Origin of the sequence: Amycolatopsis sp. cg13, from assembly GCF_041346965.1 — a bacterium.
Taxonomy (GTDB): domain Bacteria; phylum Actinomycetota; class Actinomycetes; order Mycobacteriales; family Pseudonocardiaceae; genus Amycolatopsis.
On the sequence record NZ_CP166848.1, the window covers coordinates 6,451,987 to 6,471,079 of the forward strand.

Sequence of the window (19,093 nt, forward strand, 5' to 3'; positions counted from 1 at the left end):
GGAAAGCTAACCCGGCACCCCGGAGGGGACAACTTTTTGCCGACTTTCGTCGTAGTGCGTCAGTGTTCCCCGGGAAGCGCGAAGAGCCCGTCGGGGGTTTGCTCCAGCAGACCGTCCACAAGCAGCGAATCCAGGCACCGGTCGCGCTGGCCGGATTCGTGCCACACGAGGTCCAGCCGAGCCTTCTCGACCGGTCCCTCGCTGCCGCGCAGGACGTCCAGCAGCAGCCCGCGCACCTGCCGGTCGGTTCCGGCGAACTTCTGCACCGGCTTGGCCGGACCGGCGTATTCGGGACGGCCGTTGTGCTGCCAGGCGCATTCGGCGTAAATCGGGCAGTCCGCGCACTTCGGCGACCGGGCGGTGCAGATCAGCGCGCCCAGCTCCATCAACGCCGCGGACAGCTTGGCCGCGGGCGCGTCTTCAGCGGGCAACAACGCCTCGACGTCCGCCATGTCGCGCGTGTTCGACGCCGGGCCAGCGTCACCGGCGCCATGCACAGCGCGCGCGACCACCCGTCGAACGTTCGTGTCCACGACCGGCGCACGCTTGCCGTACGCGAACGCTGCCACCGCGCGCGCCGTGTACGCGCCGATGCCGGGCAGCGCGAGCAGAGTGTCCACATCGGACGGAACGACGTCGCCGTGCTCCTGCGCGATGACCGTGGCGGCGGCATGCAGCCGAAGCGCGCGACGCGGGTAGCCGAGCTTGCCCCACGCGCGCACGACCTCGCCGGTGGTCTCGGCGGCCAGCGCTGAGGGCACCGGCCAGCGGGCCATCCACTCCAGCCAAATCGGCTGGACGCGCGAGACCGGCGTCTGCTGCAGCATGATTTCGCTGACCAGCACGCCCCACGCCGAGCAGTCCGGCTCCCGCCACGGCAGGTCGCGGCCCACCTCGGCGAACCAATCGATCAGAACGTCGGTGTCTACTGCCACCCCGCCATTGAATACGACGGCTCTTACTTGACCTCGGTCAGGCTCCCGGCCTTCACGTCGTAGACGAATCCGCGCACGTTGTCGTTGTGCAGGAGGAAGTCGCTGCGCCGGGCGCGCTCCACCGAGGTGCGCACGCTGTCCTCGACCTTGTGGAACGCCTCGACCGCCCAGGTCGGCCGCAGCCCGGTCGCGGACTCCAGCTCGTCCTTGAACTCGTCCTCGGTGACCGTGGAGAGGCCGCAGTCGGTGTGCTGGACGATCAGCACCTCGCGGGTGCCGAGCTTGCGCTGGCTGAGCGCGAGCGAGCGGATCATGTCGTCGGTGACCACACCGCCCGCGTTGCGCAGCACGTGCGCCTCGCCCTGCAGCAGGCCGAAGATCTCGAACACCCGGATCCGCGCGTCCATGCAGGTCAGGATCGACACCTGCAGCGACGGCTTGGGGGAGGACCGGTCGCCGGGGACGATGTTCCCGATCTCCTGATTACGCTTGAGCAGCACGTCGATGGAGGTCATGGGGCACCTTTCGGCCTGCGCTTCCCCGCGGACGCGGGCGGTTCTTTCCATGGAACCGGCCCGAGGGCGCGCACACAATGCGGTGGGCCCGAAATCACGGCAAAGGCTGGGGGTGCTCGTGAGTGCTGATCACGGTTCTAACCGCGATTGCCACTCACGACTCACCCGCCGAACCAGGGCTCCTCGACCGTCCGCGGCGGCGCCGACGTGCGTCCGACCCGCAGCTCCGTCGGCAGCGTGATGACCTTGGGCCCGACCCGCTCGGCCGAGCTGAGCAGCAGCCGTCCGGCCACCTTGCCCTTCTCCAGCACCGGCTGATGCACCGTGGTGAGCCCGGAGCGCTCTGCCTCGGCGATGCCGTCGAAACCGGTCACCGTGAGGTCGAGCGGCACTCGCAGCCCGCGTCGCGCGGCCTCGGCCAGCGCACCGAGCGCGAGAATGTCTGAGGTGCACACCAGGGCGGTGACCTGCGGATACGCGTCCAGCAGCTGACGTGCGGCAGAGGCGCCGTCGTCCACCGTGTGGTCGAAGCGCTCGACCACCGGCACGGTCGCCCAGTCGACGCCCGCCGAGGAAAACGCCGTCGCCAGCGCCTCCAGCCGGGTGCGCTGCACGTGGAAGTGCGCGCCGCTCTGGCGTTCGGAGGTCACGAAGTCGTCGTTGCGCTCGCGGCCGAGCCGCATGCAGAGGACGCCGATCTGCCGGTGGCCGAGCGCCACCAGATGGTCGGCGAGCTGCGTGACGGCGGCCGCGTCGTCCGGGCCGACGCGATCCACGCCCTCGATGCGGGGCTGGTCGATGATCACCGTCGGCACCGGCCGTTCCAGGACGGCCGCGAGATGCGGGTCGTCGTCCGGCACCGAGTACACGACGAACCCGTCCACGCCCGCGCGGTGCACCGCGGCGAGGTCCTCGCGACCGGGGCTGGCCGGCACGAGATGCAGGCCGACGCCCGCGTCCTCGCAGGCCAGCGCGAGCCCTTCGAGCACGCCGACGGCGGCCGGGTCGCGGAAGGCGTAGGAGAGGTTCTCGGTCAGCAGCAGTCCGACCGCGCCCGCCTTGCGGGTGCGCAGCGAGCGCGCGACCGGGTCCGGGCCGGGGTAGCCGAGCCGTCGTGCGGTCTCGAGCACCCTGCGGCGCAGTTCCGGGGAGAGCTGATCCGGGCGGTTGTAGGCGTTGGACACGGTGGTCCTGGACACCCCGAGTTCCGCCGCGAGCGACGCCAATGTCGCCTGCCTCCGGGTGCGAATAGGACGGCCCATCCGCAAACCGTAACGGTTCAGATCGTTTTCCAGAAGCGACACCCCTGTGGTGAGCGTCTCGATCCTCTCGGTGATCAAGAGCGGGTACGGCCACCCGGTGGAGTGAGGCTCGCCGTTCGGATGGGGTAAAGTGAATCTGACAACGGTTTCCATTAGCAGTTCGACCCAGGAGTGCCCGATGACTTCCCGTCGCACCACGAGCGTTCTCGCCGCCGCGTCGGCTCTGGCTGTGTTCGCGCTCGGCGCGTGCTCCAGCACGTCCTCGACCGGTTCCGGGGCGGGAGGGGGAACGGGCGACCAGGTGAAGGTCGTCGCCTCCACCGATGTCTGGGGCAGCGTCGCGTCCGCCATCGGCGGCGACAAAGTGCAGGTCACGTCGATCATTCACGATCCCTCCGCCGACCCGCACTCGTACGAATCCACTGCCGACGACGCGCTCGCCGCCAAGAAGGCGCAGCTCACTCTGGCCAACGGCGGCGGCTACGACGAGTTCTTCACCAAGCTGTCCGGAGAGGCGGCTTCGGCGAAGAAACTGGTCGCCTACGACATCGCCAAGCCGGGCGAGGAGAACGAGCACGTCTGGTACGACCTGCCGGGCGTCGAGAAGGTCGCCGACCAGGTCGCGGCCGCGCTCGGCGAGATCCAGCCCGCGTCGAAGCAGGCGTTCGAGGACAACGCCAAGACCTTCAAGGGCCAGCTCGACGGCCTGATCAAGAAGGCGGGCGCGCTCGGCACCGCGCACCCGAACACGAAGGTCGTCGTCACCGAACCGGTCGCGCACTACCTGCTCAAGACCGCGAACATCGGCGACGCCACCCCGAAGGCGTTTTCCGACGCGATCGAGAACGAGACCGACGTGCCCGCCGCGGCGGTCTCCGAGTTCACCAAGCTGATCAAGGAAAAGCAGGTGAAGGCGCTGGTCAACAACGTGCAGACGGTCACCCCGCTGACCAAGCAGGCCGTCGCCGACGCGAAGGCGGCCGGGGTCGCGGTGGTCGACGTATCCGAGACGCTCCCGGCGAACGTCACGGGCTACATTGACTGGATGACCAAGGATGTGGACGCGCTGTCGGGGGCTCTGAACAGCTGATGTCCGTCCAGCTTCCCGATGCCGGCCCCGCGGTCCGCGTGCGCGGGGCCGGGCTCGCCTTCGGCGACCGCACCCTCTGGTCCGGTTTGGACCTGGACGTCGAGCCGGGCGAATTCCTGGCCGTCCTCGGCCCGAACGGTTCCGGCAAAAGCAGCTTCCTCAAGGCGTTGCTGGGCATGCAGTCGCTGTCGGCGGGCACGGTGGAAATCGCGGGCGGCCGTCCGGGAGGCGCGAACCGCAAGGTCGGCTACATCCCGCAGCAACGAGCGATCGACGATTCGCTCACGCTGCGCGGCGTCGACCTCGTCGGCCTGGGCCTGGACGGTCACCGCTGGGGCCCCGGCCTGGCCGGAATGCGCGCACGGAAACGCCGCGTCGCGTCGGTGATCGAATCGGTCGGCGGCACGCGCTACGCGAAACAGCCGGTCGGCCGCTTGTCCGGAGGCGAGCAGCAACGCCTTCGGGTAGCGCAAGCGCTGGTCGGCGACCCGACGGTGCTGCTGTGCGACGAACCGCTGCTGTCGCTGGACCTGGCACACCAGCGCGCGGTCAGCGAACTGATCGACGCGCGACGCCGCGAAGCCGGGTCCGCCGTGCTGTTCGTGACGCACGAGATCAACCCGGTCCTGCAGTTCGTCGACCGCGTGCTGTACCTGGTGAACGGCCAGTTCCGGATCGGCAAGCCGGACGAGGTGATGACCTCGGAGACGCTGTCGGATCTGTACGGGACGAAGATCGAGGTGCTGCGCGTCGGCGGGCAGATTCACATCGCGGGTGCGCAAAGCGCGCTGTGCGAGGACGAACCGCATCACCACGAGCAGGAAGCAGTGGGCTGAGCCTTGGACGGCATGTTCGACTTCGCCAAGACGTGGGAGCTGATCGCGGAACTGGACAGCGTCCGGATCGCGCTGATCGCCGCCGCGGTGCTCGGCTTGCTGGCCGGGGTGCTCGGCCCGCTGATCGTGATGCGCCGCATGTCCTTCGCGGTACACGGCACGTCCGAACTGGCCTTCACCGGTGCCGCTGGCGCGCTGCTGCTGGGCGTCGGAGTGGAATACGGCGCGCTCGCCGGTGCGGTGGCTGCCGCGTTGTTGCTGGGAATCCTGGGAATCCGCGACTCGGATCGCGATTCGGTCATCGGCGTGATCCTGTCCTTCGGGCTGGGCATGGGCGTTCTGCTGCTGTCGTTCTACAAAGGACGGTCAGCGAACAAATTCGGGATCCTGACTGGCCAGATCATCACCGTGGACAGCACGAACCTGACCGCGTTGGCGATCGCCGCCGCCGCGGTCTTGGCGGTGCTCGCGCTGATCTACCGTCCGCTGCTGTTCGCCAGCGTCGACCGCGCGGTAGCCGAGGCACGCGGGGTTCCGGTCAAGACTTTGACGGTGCTGTTTTCCCTGCTGGTCGGCGTCGCGACGGCGCTGAGCGTGCAGGTGGTCGGGTCGCTCTTGGTGGTCGCCCTGATGGTGACCCCCGCCGCGGCCGCTGCCCGGGTGACGGCGAGCCCGTTGCGCGCGACGGTGCTGTCCGTGGTGTTCGCCGAGATCGCCGCACTGGGCGGGATCGTGCTGTCGCTCGCGCCGGGGTTGCCGGTGAGCGCTTTCGTGACTTCGATTTCGTTCTTGATTTATCTGGTGTGCCGGGTGATCGCGTGGGTCCGCGACCGTCGGCGCGGGGTGCGGACTAGCCCGGTGGAAGCGGCTCCGGTTCCGGTCGGTTAGCGGTAGACGGTCACCTGCTGGCGAGACATCGTCGGCTGGTCGATCTGGTCGAGGACGGCTGTCGCGAGGTCCGCGTAGGACAACGGGATTGCCGCTGCCTGGGAGTCGAGCACGTCGCCCGCAATCCGGTACTCGCCGGTCGTCGGTGCTTCAAGCGACAACCCGGGTGGCGGCGTGACGACCAGCCAGTCCATTGCTGCTTGTTCCTGCCAGGCGGCGAGGCCGATTTCGATCACCCTGGATCCGCGCGCGGCCTTAGCGAGGTTCTCGACCAAGCGCACGTAGTAGTCGGGGTCGAAGTTTTCGAACGATTCCGGCGGGGCGGTAAACGGCGTCACCGCATTCACCAACGCCGCGACCTCGTCAGGCAACACCGCCGTGACGCTGTCCGAATCGGTCAGATCGCCCGCGACGACAGTGACGCCCTCCCCGAGGGCGGCCAATGCGGAGTGCCGGGCCGGGTCGCGAACGACTCCGAGCACTGGACGTCCGCGTCGCAGAGCCTTGGCGACGATGGCGAGCCCGGCGCGGCCGCCTGCCCGAAAACCACGACCGGGCTGTTTCGCTGTTCGGACGCCATGCGCGCGACGGTATCTACGGGAACCCTGGACACCAGCAGTGCCAAACCGTGGACGAAACCCGGCGCGATGCGCTGGCGGCTCAGGCCGATCTCCTGCCCGCTCGCTACCGGATCGGATGCTTCGCCAGCGCGTCCTTCACCGCCGAAATGAACCCCTCGTCAGTAAACGGCACCAACCCGCCAGCGACATTCCGCTCCACCGCCTGCAGCACCACCACGTGCGAGTTCACGAACTGGTCCACCGCCTGTGACTGCGGCGTCTTGTCCGTCGAATACGCCAGATACGTGAGATTCGTGAACGCCGCCTCCAGGTACCGCGACGACGCGAGGCTGAACGAGTCGCCGTAGACGAGGGTCGGCTGGTCGATCGTGCCGACGATCGGCGGGGCCGAGCGGTGCACCGGCTGGTCGATGCTTCCGACGAATTCTCCCGCGCGGTCGGTGACGCCGTCCGGGCGCAGGTTGTACCGGGTGTTCGTCTTGACGCCGGTTTGGCCGAGCAGCAGCGGCAGGTCCGCGACCGCGTCGTACTGGCCGTCCGGGGCGCTCAGCCAGCTGTTCGTGGTGCCCGGCTTGAGCGTCTCGGCGAGCGCGCGGGTCAGGACGAGGCCGCCTTCGTCGCGCCAGTGCGTGTCGTTCGGGGCGTAGATCGGGTGCCCGACCTTGGCCGCTTCGGCGGCGAGTTGCGGGCGCAGGTCGAGCGAGTGGCCTTCGGTGGTGATCTTGTACCAGTCGTTCGGCGAGGCGGCCTGCGAGCATTCCTTGCCCGGATAGCTCGCGGGCAGGAACTGCGGCACCATCGTCGTCTTGTCCGGCGTCACCACGAACACGAACTTCCGGCCGGACGCTTCGACGGCCGAGCGCAGTTCGTCGATCCGCTTCATCGTGGTGTCGATGTCCTGGGTCGGCGTGCACTTCGCCTCGGAGTCGTAGCCGTAGTACAGCCAGCCGTCCGCGCCCTGAACCACCTTGCGGTATCCGGCCTGGCTGGAACCCGGCCCGCTCGGCACCGTCGGACCGGTGTTCGGCGCGCCCGGTTGCTGCAGCGGCGGTGCCGGGATCGGGCCGTTGCTCGACGCCGAACCCTGGTCGAGCGGTGCGGCCTCGCCGAAGACGCCCTCGCTGATCCCGTTCGCCGCGTTGATCGCGCCCGCGCGGAACGACAGCTGGTCCGTCGCCCATTTGGGGAGGTCGGTGAAGAACTTGAACCCCTCGCCAAGGTTGGGGAATCCGGCGAGCTTGTGGTTCTCGATCTCGCTCGGCCGGACCCCGACGACCCACAGCATGGTCGGCGTCACGAAGAACAACAGGGCGCTGACCAGCGCGGTCAGCTGCCGCTTGCCGTGCCGCGGGCGATGCAGCGCGTGCTCGCGGGGCAGGTAGGCCTCGTGGACTGCGGGCAGCTGCGGTGGCTCGGACACGGCACTGAGGTTAGTCAATTCGAGTGAGCCCGGCGCGAACAACCGCCGAAAGTCAGCCGAGCATGAGGAGGACTTGCAGCTCGCCGACGAGGAACCCGATCACGCCGCCGACCGCGATCAGCTTCCACTCGTCCTGCCGGAACGCCGGCCGCAGCAGGCCTTCGAACTCCAGCGGCGTCAGCGCGAGCATCCGCTGCTCGACCATTTTCGCGACGTCCATCGCCTCGGTCAGGTACCCCTCGGCGTACCGCGCGGTCAGCGGCATCTCCGCCAGCGCCCGCTGCGCCGCGGCGTGCTTCATCTCCTGCAGCCGCTGTGCTCCGACAGCGAGCGCGACCACCGGTTTCGCGGCGCTGACCTGCGCGTCCACCGCGTGCCCGACGGCGCGTTCGACCATCGCTACGAGCCGGTCCGACTTCGGGCCGCGCAGCAGGGCGTCGAGCAGATTCGGGACGGTCAGCACCTCGTTGGCGACCAGTTCGCCGTACTGCCGGGCGACCTCGGCCCGCCGCCGCTGGAACTTGCCCTGCAGGATGACCCGGCCCAGCCGCACCGGCTCGCGCGGCAGGAAGATCATCTTGATCGCCAGCCAGTCGGTGAACAGCCCGATCGCGCCGCCGAAGATCGGCAGCACCAGCGGCTGCCGGGTGAAAGCCCACACCAGAGCCTGAACGAGACCGAGCACGAAGCCGAAGACGATCCCGGCGCGCGCGATGAACGTCATCTCCGGCCGGGACGTCTCCCGGATCAGCCGGACCAGCAGCGCGCGGTCGCGGGTGAGCCGTTCGACCGTCATGTGCCGGACGTCGAGGACCTCGTCCAGGTTGTCGCGGACCTCGTCCAGGAATTCCCGCACCAGCTGCGGCGTGCTGGCCTGCACCTGTTTGATCAGCAGTTCCTGCGCGATCGTGGGCATGACCTCCCACAGCCGCGGATGATGCTGTTCGAGCACGTCGCGGGCGATCCCGTCGACCGCGCGCAGCAGGGGCTGTTCGAGTTCGCGGGTGATGATCACCGGGTCGACGCGGGCGAAGACCTCTTCGATGTCGAGCAGGTTCGCGGTGAGCAGGTCGGTCGCGATCGCGGCCATCCGCCCGCCGTGCTTCGGCACCACGCCCTGCCAGCCGAGGAACGGCCGGATGCCGACGAATTCGAGCGGGCGGAACATCATCTCGATCGCAACGCGCTTGGTGACGTAGCCGATCAGCGCGGCGACGAACGGCATCGAGACGTACACCGGCCAGTGCCGCGCGAAGTCGTCCAGCACCGCGTCCACCGGGTCTCCCTCCCCGCTCCGGAAGGAAACCGTATCGCGTGCGCGTCCTAACCGAGGAGCAGCAACGCCTGCAGCTCGCCGACCAGCCCGCCGATCACCGCGCCGACCGCGATCAGCTTCCATTCGTCCTGCCGGAACGCGGGCCGCAGCAGCTGCTCGAACTCGAGCGGGCTGAGCCGGCGCATCCGGTCCACGATCGTGTTGCGGACGTCGAGCGCGTTGATCGCGTACGACTCCGCGTGCCGGATGGTGTCCGGCACCCGCTCGGCGGCCTTCGCGGCGGCGACCTGCTTCATTTCCTGGAACCGTTTCGTGCCCACCGCGATCGCGACGAACGGCTTCACGACGCTCGCCTGCGCGTCGATCGTCTTCTGCACCTCGCGGCTGATCAGCGAGAACAACCGGTCCGATTTCGGCCCGCGCAGCACGGCTTCCAGCAGATTCGGCACGGTGATGATCTCGCGCGCGATCATGTCGCCGTAGTCGGCGGCCACCTCGTCGCGGCGCTTCTGGAACACGCCCTGCCAGCTGTAAAAGCCGAAGAACCGCTTCGGCTCGCGCGGCAGGAAGATCATTTTGAGCGCGAGCCAGTCGGTCAGCCAGCCGATCGCGAGCCCGAACAGCGGCAGCACGATCGGCGAGCGCGTCAGCGACCACACGAGCAGCTGCACGCAGCCGAGAATGAACCCGAACCAGATGCCCGACCGCGCGATGAACCGCATTTCCGGGCGCGAGATGTCGCGGATCAGCCGGTTGAGCAAAGCCTTGTCGCGCACCAGGTTCGTGACGACCATGTGCTTGAGGTCGAGCACGTCCTCGATGTTCTGGGAAATCTCGCGCATGATCTTCGTGATCGCCCGCGGCGCCTCTGCCTGCACGCGTTTCAGCAGCAGTTGCTGCGCGCCGGACGGCAGCATTTCCCACAGCCGCGGCTGGTAGGTCTCCATCACCTCGCGGGTGACGTCCTCGACCACGCGCAGCAGCGGCTGTTCGATCTCTTTGGCGACCTGCGCCGGGTCGAGCCGGGCGAAGATCTCCTGCGGGTCGACGAGGTTGGTGGTGAGCATTTCGGTCGCGGTCGTCGCCATCCGCTCGGCGTTCGCGGGCAGCACGCCCTGCCAGCCGAGGAAGGGCCGGATGCCGACGAATTCGAGCGGCTGGAACATCATCTCGATGGCGACGCGCTTGGTGACGTAGCCGATGAGCGCCGCGATGAACGGCATGGAGACGTACACCGGCCAGTGCTCGGCGAAAGTGTGCACGCGCGTCCCCTCCGTGTTGCCTACGGAACGGTAACCCGCGCGTTCAGTGGAGGAGGAGCAGGACCTGCAGTTCGCCAACCAGCCCGCCGATCACCGCGCCGACCGCGATCAGCTTCCATTCGTCCTGTTTGAACGCAGGACGGAGAATGCCCTCGAACTCCAGTGGCGTCAGCTGCTGCATCTTCTCGACGATCGTGTTGCGGACGTCGAGCGCGTCGGTCGCGTAACTCTCGACGTGCTTGACGGTCTCCGGCAGATACGCGATGGCCTTCTCCGCGGCGGCCTGCTTCATCTGCTGGTACTCGCGCCCGCCGACAGCCAGCGCGACCAGCGGCTTCGCCAGCCCAGCCTGCGCGTCGACGGTCCGCTGGACTTCCCGCGTGACAAGCGCGAACAACTTGTCCGCCCGCGGCCCGGTCAGCACGGCCTCCAGCACATTGCCCGCGGTGAGGACTTCTTCCGCGATCAACGCACCGTAATCCGCGGCGACCTGCGCCCGGCGTTTCTGGAACATTCCCTGCCAGGTGAAGAACAAGAACCGCCGCGGCTGCCGCGGGTAGAAGATCATTTTGAGCGCGAGCCAGTCCGTGACGAAGCCCGTGACGAAACCGAAGATCGGCATGATCACCGGTTGTTTCGTGAGCGCCCACGCGATGAGCTGGACGAGCCCGATGACGAATCCGAACCCGATCCCGCTGCGTGCGATGAACCGGAACTCGGGCGCCGCGACCTCGCGGATCAACCGGCAGGTGAGCGATTTGTCCCGGACCATCGCGTTGATCAGCATGTCGTTGACGTCGAGAACTTCGTCCACATTGGCCGACACTTCCCGCATCAGCCGCTTCACGACCACGGGTGCCTGCGCGCGGACGCGGTCCACCAGCAGTTGCTGAGCGCGGGCGGGCAGCATTTCCCACAGCCGCGGCTGATAGGTCTCGAAGACTTCGCGGGTGACCTCGTCGACCGCCTTCAGCAGCGGTTCTTCCAGCTGCGCGACCATTTCTTCCGGATCGAGCCGAGCGAAGACCTCACGCGGGTCGAGGAGATTCTTGGTGAGCAGATCGACCGCGGTGGTCGCCATCCGCCGCGAGTTGGCCGGGATGACGCCCTGCCAGCCGAGGAAGGGCCGGATGCCGCGGAACTCGAGCGGCCGGAACATCATCTCGATCGCGACGCGCTTGGTCAGGTAGCCGATGAGCGCCGCGATGAACGGCATGGTCGCGTACACGTGCCAGTGCGCGGCCAGGTCGGCGGCGATGGCTGAAAGGTCCATGCGTCTGCCCCGTTCGCCCGCGCAGTAGGTCGAGGGGACAGGATGCCATGCGTGACGTCGGGTTTCGCGCTTCGTAATACAGCCGTTTGGCGGTACGTGCCGCGGGTGCCCCGATCACTAAGGTAGCCCGATGGTCGCGCCCGAAAAGCCGCAGCACCCCGCCTTTGCTGTTACCCGCAAGGGTTACGACCCCCACCAGGTCGACGCCCGCATCGCCCAGCTGACCAGCGAACTGAACACGACCTCCCACGGCCGCGACGAGGCGGTGGCCACGGCGGGCGAGCTCACGAAGGCGCTGACGACAGCCCAGTCAGAACTGTCCGAGGCGAAGGCGGCGCTAGTCCGGGTCACCTCGAGCCCGGCGGGTGCCGGCGCGATCTCCGAGCGCGTGCGGATGATGGTGCAACTGGCCGAGGAGGAAATCGCCGACCTCCGCCGCTCAGCGGAAGCAGACGCGACCTCAACGCGCGGCGAAGCGGACCGCTACGCACACGAAACCCAACGGGCAACGGACAAAGCGGCTAAAGAAGCGGAAGCGGAACGCCAGCGCTTGCTGACGGAGACCCACGCCGACCTCGCCGCGCGCTCTGAGGCTCTGGACGCCCGAGTCGCGGCCGCGGAGAAGGATTTGGCCGCGCGACAGGCCGACCTTGAGTCCCGGATCGCTGCCGCGGAAGCGGATATCGCCACTCGCACCGCCGCCGCGGATGAGGAGATCGCGGCTCGCCTGGCGGATCTGGAGGCGCGGCTTAAGGCGGGCAACGAAGACATCGCCACCCGCACTGCGGCGGCCAATGAAGACATCGCCACGCGGACCGCCGCGGCCGATGCGGAGATCGCGTCCCGCACCGAAGCCGCCGACCGCGCTCGCGCCGAAGCCGACGAACTCGCCGCAACCGCCCGCGCCGAGGCAGACCAGTCCTCCGCAACGGCCCGCGCCGAAGCAGACCAAGCGGCGTTGGCAGCCCGCACCCAGGCCGACGAAGCCGCGGCCGAAGCCCGTGCCAAGGCAGACGCCGAATCCCAACACGCCCGCCTGGCCGCGGACGCCGAAGCCCGCCGAATCCGCGACGAGAAGGATGCGGAAGCCCTCCGCGTCCGCACCGAAGCCGACGAAGCAGCCGCCCGGGCCCGCGCCGAGGCCGACGCTGCCGCCGAAGCCGCCCGCCTCGACGCCGACGAAGAATCGGCCCGCGTCCGCGCCGAAACCGACGCCGCCACCGAAGCTGAGGCCGCCAAAGTCCGAGCCGAAGCCGACCGTCGAGCGTCGGAAGAGATCGCGGTCAAGAAGGCGCAGGCCGAGACCGCTCTCGCCGACGCCCTCCAGAAGCAAACCGAAGCCACCGAATCGCGCACCCTGGCGCTGGACCTGCGGACCAAGGTCGCCGACCGGATCGCTGCCACTAATGAGGCCGTCCAGGAGGCGTTGCGCTTTCTCGGTACGCAGGAAGAGGAAGCCGCCGCTGCGGAGCCTCCGCAGGCTGTGGTTGACGCGCCTTCGTCGACTGGCTCGCCCGCACCCGCTCTGCCCCAGCCGACTCCGCGCCCAGCCGCATCCGCCACTCCAGACGCCCCGGCGGCCGCGGACTCGCAAGCTGCCAAGCCCGGAGACCCGCCCGCCCCTCGGACCGGCAACGGCAATGGCCGCCGCCCCGGTCGCCCTCGTGCGGGCCGTTCCTGACCCGCCCCAGCCGACTCCGCGCCCCGTCGCATCCATTGCTCCGGACGCACCGGCGGCTGCTCCGGACACACCGACGGCCGTAGGCCCGCAGCAACTGCCAAACTCGCTGAATCGCTGGCCTTTCGCATCGGCAATGGCAACGGCCGTCGCCCAGGTTGCCCACGCGCGGGCTGTTCCTGACCTGCTGTCCTGATTCCTGTGACACTCCGGGCGACCTAGCGCTACATGGCCAGAGTTTGTCCTGAGACGGTGCCAGAGTTGATGGCGTCGTCCGCCGAAGTGACGTCGACGCCGGACGCAGGGCCGGTAATTCCCCGCGCGCGAACTCCTTCGGCCGTTCCATGCTGGTGCTGCCCAGTGGATTCCGTGGCCGGAACAGGACAACAGGCTGAATCGCGCCAAGGGGAATGAGACGCTCGCGCCTACCCGAGATCGTCAGGAGTTCCGGATGTCCGTGCCACCGGGTTTCCCCGCACCGACCCCCGCGTTGGTCCGCCGCCGGGCGAACTTTCCGGCTGGGACGGTCGCGGCTGCCCTCGCTGGTTGCACAGCGATCGCGTTGGTGTGGTTCGTCTTCGCGAACGTGCTGATCGGCGGCCCGGTCGGCGAGTGGTCGGGCATGGTGTGGACGAACGTCGTGTGCGGCCTGCTCTCCGCGTTCGCCGTGGTCGTGCCTGCCGGTTTCCTGCTCGCGCGGCACGTCTGGGCGGCATGGACCCTGTTCGGGCTGTGCCTGCTGTACGTGGTCGTGATTGTGTCCGTGCCGCTGCCGGCGGGTACGAGTTTCGGCGCGCACCTCGACTTCGTGCTCGGTTTCCACAAGAGCAACGGGGTGCCAATCGGTCTGGCCGCCATCTTCGCGTTCCTTGCCGCGATCGCCGCGCTCGTCTCCGCGACGGTGCGGTCGCCGCGCCGCTGACCCGCTAGCGGAAAGCCAACCCCCGCGCACACCTTCCTCCGGCCGCCGCCCATCCCGCAAAGGCCGACCAAGCACCGAAGCTAAGTCTCGCAACTACCCCAGCCGCATCACCCCGCCGCCACCGTGAACAGTTCCTCGTCAATCCAGCCGCGGTCCCGCAACTCCCGGCAAAACCGTTGGTACGAAGCCAACAACGCCGCGCTCTCACGGGGATCCGGCTCGACGAGCGACCCCACCGGCATCTCCTTGCACACCACGCTCAGGCCGCCCGGCGTGCATCCGGCCGCCGCAAGGAGTGCCGCGCCGTAGCCCGTTTCTGCCTGCGGTGCCACTTGCAGTCCAAGCCCGCTCACCGTAGCCCGGATCTGAGTCCACAAAGGACTCTTGCTGCCGCCGCCCGCCGCGAGGAGCGGTTCGCGGACCGGGACACCCAGTCGTCGCAGGTGATCCAGTGCTAGTCGTTCCAGGAAAGCGACTCCTTCCAGCCGAGCCCGGTGCAGCTCGACCTCGTCGGTCGGAGTTCCTAGGACGAAGCCTTCCGCGTCGCCGTGTGCGAAGGGGAAACGTTCTCCCTTGCGTCGCAGCGGGAACGTCACCACCTCGGCCGGTCCGCGAGCCGCGGCGGCGGCATCCAGCTCGGCTAGCCGGGTACTGTCCGAAACGGACTCACCGCCGGTGTTCGACGCGCCGCCTGGCAACCACCATCCGTCTGGATGCCGATGGCTGTACATGACTCCGGTGGGGTCCGGCACCAATGATTCTGTGACACCCTTCAGGACATAAGTGGTTCCAAGAATTCCTACGAACCGTCCCGGCTCGACCGCGCCTGCGGCCAGCTGCCCCGCGCATCCGTCCGTCATGCCTGCCACCACGAGACATCCGGCGGGCAACCCGGCCGTCGGCGCCGAGACCTCGCCGAGCACGGTGGTCGGCGCGACCACCGGCGGCAGCATTCCGTCCGGCACGCCTAATCCGGCGAAAACCTCGGACGGCCATTCCTCAGCCAGCGGGTCGTAGCCGCTTTTGAGCGCGTGCGACCAATCCGCCGCGACCGGATGTCCGGTCAGTTTCGCCGCGATCATCTCCGGCGTGTGCCGGACGGCCACCGCCTCGGTATGTTCGGCCAGCCACGCGATCCGGCCGAGTGCCGCGGTCGGCGAGACTCCTGAACCCAGTTTCCGCCACCGGCTGGCACCGAGTTCCACGGCTTTCGCGTTGTAGTCCGCGCCGCGCCGGTCGTCGTACATCAACGCGGGCGTCACCGGTTCGCCTGAGGCATCGACTCCGACGATCGTCCCGGACGTCGCCGCGATCGCCACCGCCGAGACTTCCGCGCCGCGTCCGGGCAAAGCGGCAGTGACCTCGTTCAGCACCGAACAGACCGCGGGCCACCACGCCGACGGATCCTGTTCGCTGCGGCCCCCGCCCGCGCGCACCGGCGCCGGCAGCGACGCCGATACGGTGGCGAGGACCGAGCCGCCGCGCACCGCGAAGGCGCGAACCCCCGCGGTGGCGACGTCGATGCCGACCGAGACCTGCTCGTTCACGCCGTGCTGACCCTTTCTTCGACGTCCTGCAGGCTGCCGTCGGTCGCGAGCGCTTTCTCGGTTTCCTCAGGCAGTTTCAGGAATCGCACCAGCACCGCAGCCACCAGGTACAGCGCGGCGAAGATGATGACCACCCCGGCGGCACCGGCCGGCCCGAGGAACAGCGACACGATCGCCGGCCCGACGAACGCCGCCGCACCCGCGCCGAGGTTCAGCAGAGCCATCGCGCCCCCCTTGTGCTCCGGGGCCAGCGACGGCAGCAGTGCGGAGATCGGCACGAACCCGGCGAGCGTCGCGCCGTAGAGCGCGCCGACGATCAGCGCGAGCCAGTAATACTGCGCGCCCATCGCGACCGGCACGAAGTACAGCAACAGGATCGAGATCGCGCAGCCGATCGCGCCGAACCAGAAAATTGTGGTGCGCCAGCCGATCCGGTCGCTCAGCACGCCGAAGATCAGGTTGAAGAAGATGTTCGTCCCGTAGATCACCGACACCAGCAGCAGCCAGCGGCTCTCCCCGAACCCGATCTGGGAGATGAAGATCGTCGGGAAGAACACCAGCATGCCGAATTCGGGCGCGGTGTTGATGACCCGCACGATCATGCCGACTCCGACCCGCGGTTTCTTCCACGCGATCGACACACTGGAAACCAGGCTCTGCACCGGTTTCACGTCAGGCGGCGCGAGCCTGCGGTATCCGGTGCGCTGCCGGACTCCGAGCACCGCCACGAGTCCGCCGATGCCGAGCAGCACGACCGCCACCCACAGCGTGCCGTAGTGGCCGAACAGCGGGTTGGTGAAGCTCGCGACGAGCGCGCCGAGCGTGGGGAGGCCGCCGGTGAAGGCGAAGTAGAACCAGCCGACTGCCGCGCCGAGCCGCGCGACCGGAGCCACCGCGGTGATCCACACCAGGAAGCCGAACGCGAACATCGGATAGCCGAATCCGCGGATCCCGTAGCAGATCAGCATCGCCGCGTAGTTTCCGCCGGCGAGGCCGAGCGTCAGGAACAGCGCGTCGAATACCAGCCAGATGACCAGGCCGATGATCATCACCCGCCGCGGCCCCCACAGTTCGGACAGCGCGCCCGAAAGCCACGACGCCAGCATCACGGCGATGCCGTACACGGTGATCACGTACGACGCTTTGATTTCCGTGCCCGCGCCGTTGTCCGCCATGTACGGCGCGATGAAGCCGGACTCCACTCCGTCGCCGATCATGAACAGGAGCAGACCGACATACCCGAGGAACAGGGGCGCGGGCAGCCCCCATTTCGTGAGCAAGCGCCCGAAGCCCGACTTGGGCAACTCCGCTGTTGCCGACTCGTTCATACACGCCTCCATGACGTCGAGATCAAACGTATCATGGACTGTGTGAACTTCGCACGCAAGAGTGTTATGAAGTCGATCAGTTGTCGGGATGTTCGGCGACCTGCACCTCGACCCGGCTGCGCAGCTCGTCGACGTAGTGCGGATCGGCCTCCTCGTCCACGATCAGCAGGTCGTAGTCGTCCAGCGGGGCGAGCCGGTGCAGGGCCGTGCGCTTCATCTTGCTGTGGTCCATCAGCAGCACCTTGTGCCGGGCGCTGGCCAGCATGGCCCGCTTGATCATCACGATCTCGGGCTCCTGGTGGAAGCTCATCGACGTGCTCATCGCCGAGGTCGACACGAACGCGATGTCGACCGAGAGCCGCTCGATCGACTCGATGCTCTGCATGCCGAGGAACGAGTCGTGGGTGGGCGAGTAGTCGCCGCCGATGCAGATCAGCCGCAGCTCGTGCACGTTCTTGAGGACGTCGATCGCCGCGAGGTAGTTCGTGGCCACGGTCAGCGGCGTCACGTCGACCAGCAGCCTGGCCAGCGCGAGCGCGCTCGTGGAATCGTCGAGCAGCACCGACATGCCGGGCTCGACCTGCTCCACCGCGTGCATCGCGATCAGCCGTTTCGCGTCGACGTGCGCGTTCATCCGGTATTCGGCGTTGCTCTCGAACACCGTCGACGGCATCGCCGAGACCCCGCCGCGGTACTTCCGGACCAGGCCGCGCCGCGACAGCTCGTCGATGTCCCGGTGCACCGTCATCATGCTGACGCCCAGCAGGTCGACGAGCTCGCCGATGGTCGCCGAACCCTGCTGGAACACGTGCTCGGTCAGCCTCTGCTGACGGTTCTCGCGGGGGTGCGCGGCAGGCTTTTCGCTCGACATGCCGTGATTATCGCGGTTCCACTGGGAGGTTGAAGCGCACCAGGGCAGTTCGGTCACCGCTCACCTCCAGTTCGGTGACGGCCGCGTTGTCCAGGCGCGGAAACACGCTGCGGTAGCGGGACAACGGGATGCCGAGCAGCTGGCAGAGCGTGAGCCGCAGCAGCGTGTTGTGCGCGACGACCAGTGCGGTTCCGCTGGTCGCGGCGGCAATCGCGCGGATCGCGCGCGCGCCGCGCTCGGCCGCTTCGGCCGGATCGTCGGCACCGGGGAACGCCCCGGCGATCGGGTCGGCGAGAAAGCGTTCGACCGCCTCCGGGTCAGTCTGGCGCACCTCGTCGCGGGTGCGGCCCTCGGCGATTCCGAAGTAGGTTTCCCGCAGGCCGGGGACGATTTCCGGGACCAGTTCAAGCGCCTCGGCCGCCGGTTCGATCGTGCGCCGGGCGCGTCGTTGCGGCGAGCAGAACAACCCGTCCGGTTTCACCCGGCGGGCGTACGCGGCCAGCGCGTCGGCCTGGCGGATCCCCTCCTCGGTCAGCGCCACCTCGCTGGTGCCCGCGTAGCGGTTCTCCGCGTGCCATTCGGTCTGCCCGTGCCTGGCCAGCAGCAGCCGTGCGCCCACTCGTGCCCTCCTTGTGTGTGAACACCCTTGCGAACTTCTCAATCTCGCTGTTAACTTAACATTGCTCGTGTGAAACGGGCTCGCTCTCTGAAGGGATCTGGTGGATGACGCTCGACGCGGTGGTGTTCGACCTCGACGGTGTCCTGGTGGAAAGTGAACACCTCTGGGAGGAGAACTGGGTCGCTTTCGCCGCTCGCCACCAGGTCGAGTGGACGGCGGAAGACACGGCCCAGGTACAAGGCATGAGCGCGCCCGAATGGGCCGGCTATCTCGCGCGCCGGTGCGGGGTGCCGGACCAGGCGGACGAGGTGGAACGCGCGGTGGTCGACGGCATGATCGCCTCGATCGACGCGGGCGAAGCGCCGTTGCTGCCCGGCGCGGGCGCGATGGTCCGAGAGGTCAGCGAGCGGGTCCCGGTCGCGCTCGCGTCCTCGGCCGCCCGCCGGGTGATCGACGCGGTGCTGGAAAAGCACCAGCTCACCGGCGAGTTCACCGCCACGGTGTCCAGCGCCGAGGTCGCGCGGGGCAAGCCGAATCCGGACGTGTACCTGGAGGCGGCGGCCCGGCTCGGCAAATCGGGAAGCGAATGCCTCGGGGTCGAGGACTCCAGCAACGGCATCCGGGCGGCGGCCGCGGCCGGGCTCACCGTGATCGCGCTGCCCAACCCGACGTACCCGCCGAAGCCGGACGCGCTGGAGCTGGCCAGCGCGGTGGCCGCGAGCAATGACGACGTCCGACTGAAGCTCCTGGCCTATCTGGCTGGCGAGCCGGTGGCTGCGAAGGACTGAAC

Annotated in this window: 18 protein-coding genes; 6 read left to right on the forward strand and 12 right to left on the reverse strand. The window is 68.4% G+C overall.

The genetic code is table 11. The features are described 5' to 3' along the window. Window positions 1–59: 59 nt before the first annotated feature. The 3 genes from AB5I40_RS30115 to AB5I40_RS30125 form a co-directional block, all read right to left on the reverse strand. On the reverse strand, window positions 60–935 hold the full coding sequence (locus AB5I40_RS30115) for an A/G-specific adenine glycosylase (RefSeq protein ID WP_370933637.1): 876 nt from the start codon (window positions 933–935) through the stop codon (window positions 60–62). A 23-nt stretch (window positions 936–958) separates the two neighbouring features. Beyond that, complete coding sequence (locus AB5I40_RS30120) at window positions 959–1,450, reverse strand: beta-class carbonic anhydrase (RefSeq protein ID WP_370933638.1); 492 nt, start codon at window positions 1,448–1,450, stop codon at window positions 959–961. Window positions 1,451–1,611: 161 nt separating this feature from the next. After that, the gene (locus AB5I40_RS30125) at window positions 1,612–2,712 is read right to left on the reverse strand and encodes a LacI family DNA-binding transcriptional regulator (RefSeq protein WP_037809317.1); all 1,101 of its coding nucleotides are present in this window, start codon (window positions 2,710–2,712) and stop codon (window positions 1,612–1,614) included. A gap of 178 nt (window positions 2,713–2,890) precedes the next feature. Between AB5I40_RS30125 and AB5I40_RS30130 the strand changes: the two genes are divergently transcribed. Genes AB5I40_RS30130 through AB5I40_RS30140 form a run of 3 tightly spaced genes read left to right on the forward strand, consistent with a single transcriptional unit; the run spans window position 2,891 to window position 5,526 of the window. Then, window positions 2,891–3,802 carry a metal ABC transporter solute-binding protein, Zn/Mn family gene (locus tag AB5I40_RS30130; protein ID WP_370933639.1) on the forward strand — a complete coding sequence of 304 codons (912 nt, stop codon included), beginning with the start codon at window positions 2,891–2,893 and terminating at the stop codon, window positions 3,800–3,802. Beyond that, entirely contained in the window at window positions 3,802–4,638 is an 837-nt protein-coding gene (locus tag AB5I40_RS30135; protein ID WP_344265395.1) for a metal ABC transporter ATP-binding protein, read from the forward strand. The genes AB5I40_RS30130 and AB5I40_RS30135 overlap by 1 nt, the downstream gene beginning before the upstream one ends. A 3-nt stretch (window positions 4,639–4,641) precedes the next feature. Continuing rightward, window positions 4,642–5,526 carry a metal ABC transporter permease gene (locus AB5I40_RS30140; protein ID WP_370933640.1) on the forward strand — a complete coding sequence of 295 codons (885 nt, stop codon included), beginning with the start codon at window positions 4,642–4,644 and terminating at the stop codon, window positions 5,524–5,526. Here the strand turns inward: AB5I40_RS30140 and AB5I40_RS30145 are convergent. The 5 genes from AB5I40_RS30145 to AB5I40_RS30165 all read right to left on the reverse strand — a co-directional run bounded on the left by AB5I40_RS30145 (window position 5,523) and on the right by AB5I40_RS30165 (window position 11,338). Further along, window positions 5,523–6,224, reverse strand: a complete 702-nt coding sequence (locus tag AB5I40_RS30145) for an NAD(P)-dependent oxidoreductase (protein ID WP_370940637.1) — start codon at window positions 6,222–6,224, stop codon at window positions 5,523–5,525. The two genes, AB5I40_RS30140 and AB5I40_RS30145, sit on opposite strands and share 4 nt — an antisense overlap. Further along, the gene (locus AB5I40_RS30150; protein ID WP_370933641.1) at window positions 6,211–7,527 is read right to left on the reverse strand and encodes a hypothetical protein; all 1,317 of its coding nucleotides are present in this window, start codon (window positions 7,525–7,527) and stop codon (window positions 6,211–6,213) included. Before AB5I40_RS30150 ends, AB5I40_RS30145 begins: the two co-directional genes overlap by 14 nt. A 52-nt stretch (window positions 7,528–7,579) precedes the next feature. Next, window positions 7,580–8,803 carry a DUF445 domain-containing protein gene (locus AB5I40_RS30155; RefSeq protein ID WP_370933642.1) on the reverse strand — a complete coding sequence of 408 codons (1,224 nt, stop codon included), beginning with the start codon at window positions 8,801–8,803 and terminating at the stop codon, window positions 7,580–7,582. 47 nt (window positions 8,804–8,850) lie between these two features. Continuing rightward, window positions 8,851–10,026, reverse strand: coding sequence for a DUF445 family protein (locus tag AB5I40_RS30160; RefSeq protein WP_370940638.1), 1,176 nt, complete (start codon window positions 10,024–10,026; stop codon window positions 8,851–8,853). An 82-nt stretch (window positions 10,027–10,108) separates the two neighbouring features. Beyond that, window positions 10,109–11,338 carry a DUF445 family protein gene (locus tag AB5I40_RS30165; RefSeq protein ID WP_370933643.1) on the reverse strand — a complete coding sequence of 410 codons (1,230 nt, stop codon included), beginning with the start codon at window positions 11,336–11,338 and terminating at the stop codon, window positions 10,109–10,111. A 130-nt stretch (window positions 11,339–11,468) separates the two neighbouring features. Between AB5I40_RS30165 and AB5I40_RS30170 the strand changes: the two genes are divergently transcribed. Then, window positions 11,469–13,019, forward strand: a complete 1,551-nt coding sequence (locus AB5I40_RS30170) for a hypothetical protein (protein WP_370933644.1) — start codon at window positions 11,469–11,471, stop codon at window positions 13,017–13,019. A 448-nt stretch (window positions 13,020–13,467) separates the two neighbouring features. Then, window positions 13,468–13,938 (forward strand): hypothetical protein, encoded by a 471-nt coding sequence (locus AB5I40_RS30175; protein WP_370933645.1) that lies wholly within the window; start codon window positions 13,468–13,470, stop codon window positions 13,936–13,938. A 107-nt stretch (window positions 13,939–14,045) separates the two neighbouring features. Here AB5I40_RS30175 and AB5I40_RS30180 read toward each other — a convergent pair whose 3' ends face one another. The 4 genes from AB5I40_RS30180 to AB5I40_RS30195 all read right to left on the reverse strand — a co-directional run bounded on the left by AB5I40_RS30180 (window position 14,046) and on the right by AB5I40_RS30195 (window position 18,303). Continuing rightward, window positions 14,046–15,485 (reverse strand): FGGY-family carbohydrate kinase, encoded by a 1,440-nt coding sequence (locus AB5I40_RS30180; protein WP_370933646.1) that lies wholly within the window; start codon window positions 15,483–15,485, stop codon window positions 14,046–14,048. Beyond that, a complete protein-coding gene (locus tag AB5I40_RS30185; RefSeq protein ID WP_370933647.1) occupies window positions 15,482–16,813 on the reverse strand; it encodes an MFS transporter in 1,332 nt (443 codons plus the stop codon). Before AB5I40_RS30185 ends, AB5I40_RS30180 begins: the two co-directional genes overlap by 4 nt. A gap of 76 nt (window positions 16,814–16,889) precedes the next feature. Further along, window positions 16,890–17,684 (reverse strand): DeoR/GlpR family DNA-binding transcription regulator, encoded by a 795-nt coding sequence (locus AB5I40_RS30190; RefSeq protein WP_370933648.1) that lies wholly within the window; start codon window positions 17,682–17,684, stop codon window positions 16,890–16,892. A 7-nt stretch (window positions 17,685–17,691) separates the two neighbouring features. Continuing rightward, a complete protein-coding gene (locus tag AB5I40_RS30195) occupies window positions 17,692–18,303 on the reverse strand; it encodes a histidine phosphatase family protein (RefSeq protein WP_370933649.1) in 612 nt (203 codons plus the stop codon). Window positions 18,304–18,407: 104 nt separating this feature from the next. Here AB5I40_RS30195 and AB5I40_RS30200 point away from each other — a divergent pair, with 104 nt between their 5' ends. After that, entirely contained in the window at window positions 18,408–19,091 is a 684-nt protein-coding gene (locus tag AB5I40_RS30200; protein ID WP_344265356.1) for an HAD family phosphatase, read from the forward strand. Window positions 19,092–19,093: the final 2 nt, after the last annotated feature.

What these genes read in the sequence shown, in the direction of transcription:
- AB5I40_RS30190 (WP_370933648.1), bottom strand. Translation starts at nt 17,684, where the DNA reads ATGTCGAGCGAAAAGCCTGCCGCGCACCCCCGCGAGAACCGTCAGCAG.
- AB5I40_RS30125 (WP_037809317.1), bottom strand. Translation starts at nt 2,712, where the DNA reads ATGGGCCGTCCTATTCGCACCCGGAGGCAGGCGACATTGGCGTCGCTC.
- AB5I40_RS30175 (WP_370933645.1), top strand. Translation starts at nt 13,468, where the DNA reads ATGTCCGTGCCACCGGGTTTCCCCGCACCGACCCCCGCGTTGGTCCGC.
- AB5I40_RS30185 (WP_370933647.1), bottom strand. Translation starts at nt 16,813, where the DNA reads ATGAACGAGTCGGCAACAGCGGAGTTGCCCAAGTCGGGCTTCGGGCGC.
- AB5I40_RS30135 (WP_344265395.1), top strand. Translation starts at nt 3,802, where the DNA reads ATGTCCGTCCAGCTTCCCGATGCCGGCCCCGCGGTCCGCGTGCGCGGG.
- AB5I40_RS30130 (WP_370933639.1), top strand. Translation starts at nt 2,891, where the DNA reads ATGACTTCCCGTCGCACCACGAGCGTTCTCGCCGCCGCGTCGGCTCTG.
- AB5I40_RS30165 (WP_370933643.1), bottom strand. Translation starts at nt 11,338, where the DNA reads ATGGACCTTTCAGCCATCGCCGCCGACCTGGCCGCGCACTGGCACGTG.
- AB5I40_RS30170 (WP_370933644.1), top strand. Translation starts at nt 11,469, where the DNA reads ATGGTCGCGCCCGAAAAGCCGCAGCACCCCGCCTTTGCTGTTACCCGC.
- AB5I40_RS30160 (WP_370940638.1), bottom strand. Translation starts at nt 10,026, where the DNA reads ATGCCGTTCATCGCGGCGCTCATCGGCTACGTCACCAAGCGCGTCGCC.
- AB5I40_RS30200 (WP_344265356.1), top strand. Translation starts at nt 18,408, where the DNA reads ATGACGCTCGACGCGGTGGTGTTCGACCTCGACGGTGTCCTGGTGGAA.
- AB5I40_RS30120 (WP_370933638.1), bottom strand. Translation starts at nt 1,450, where the DNA reads ATGACCTCCATCGACGTGCTGCTCAAGCGTAATCAGGAGATCGGGAAC.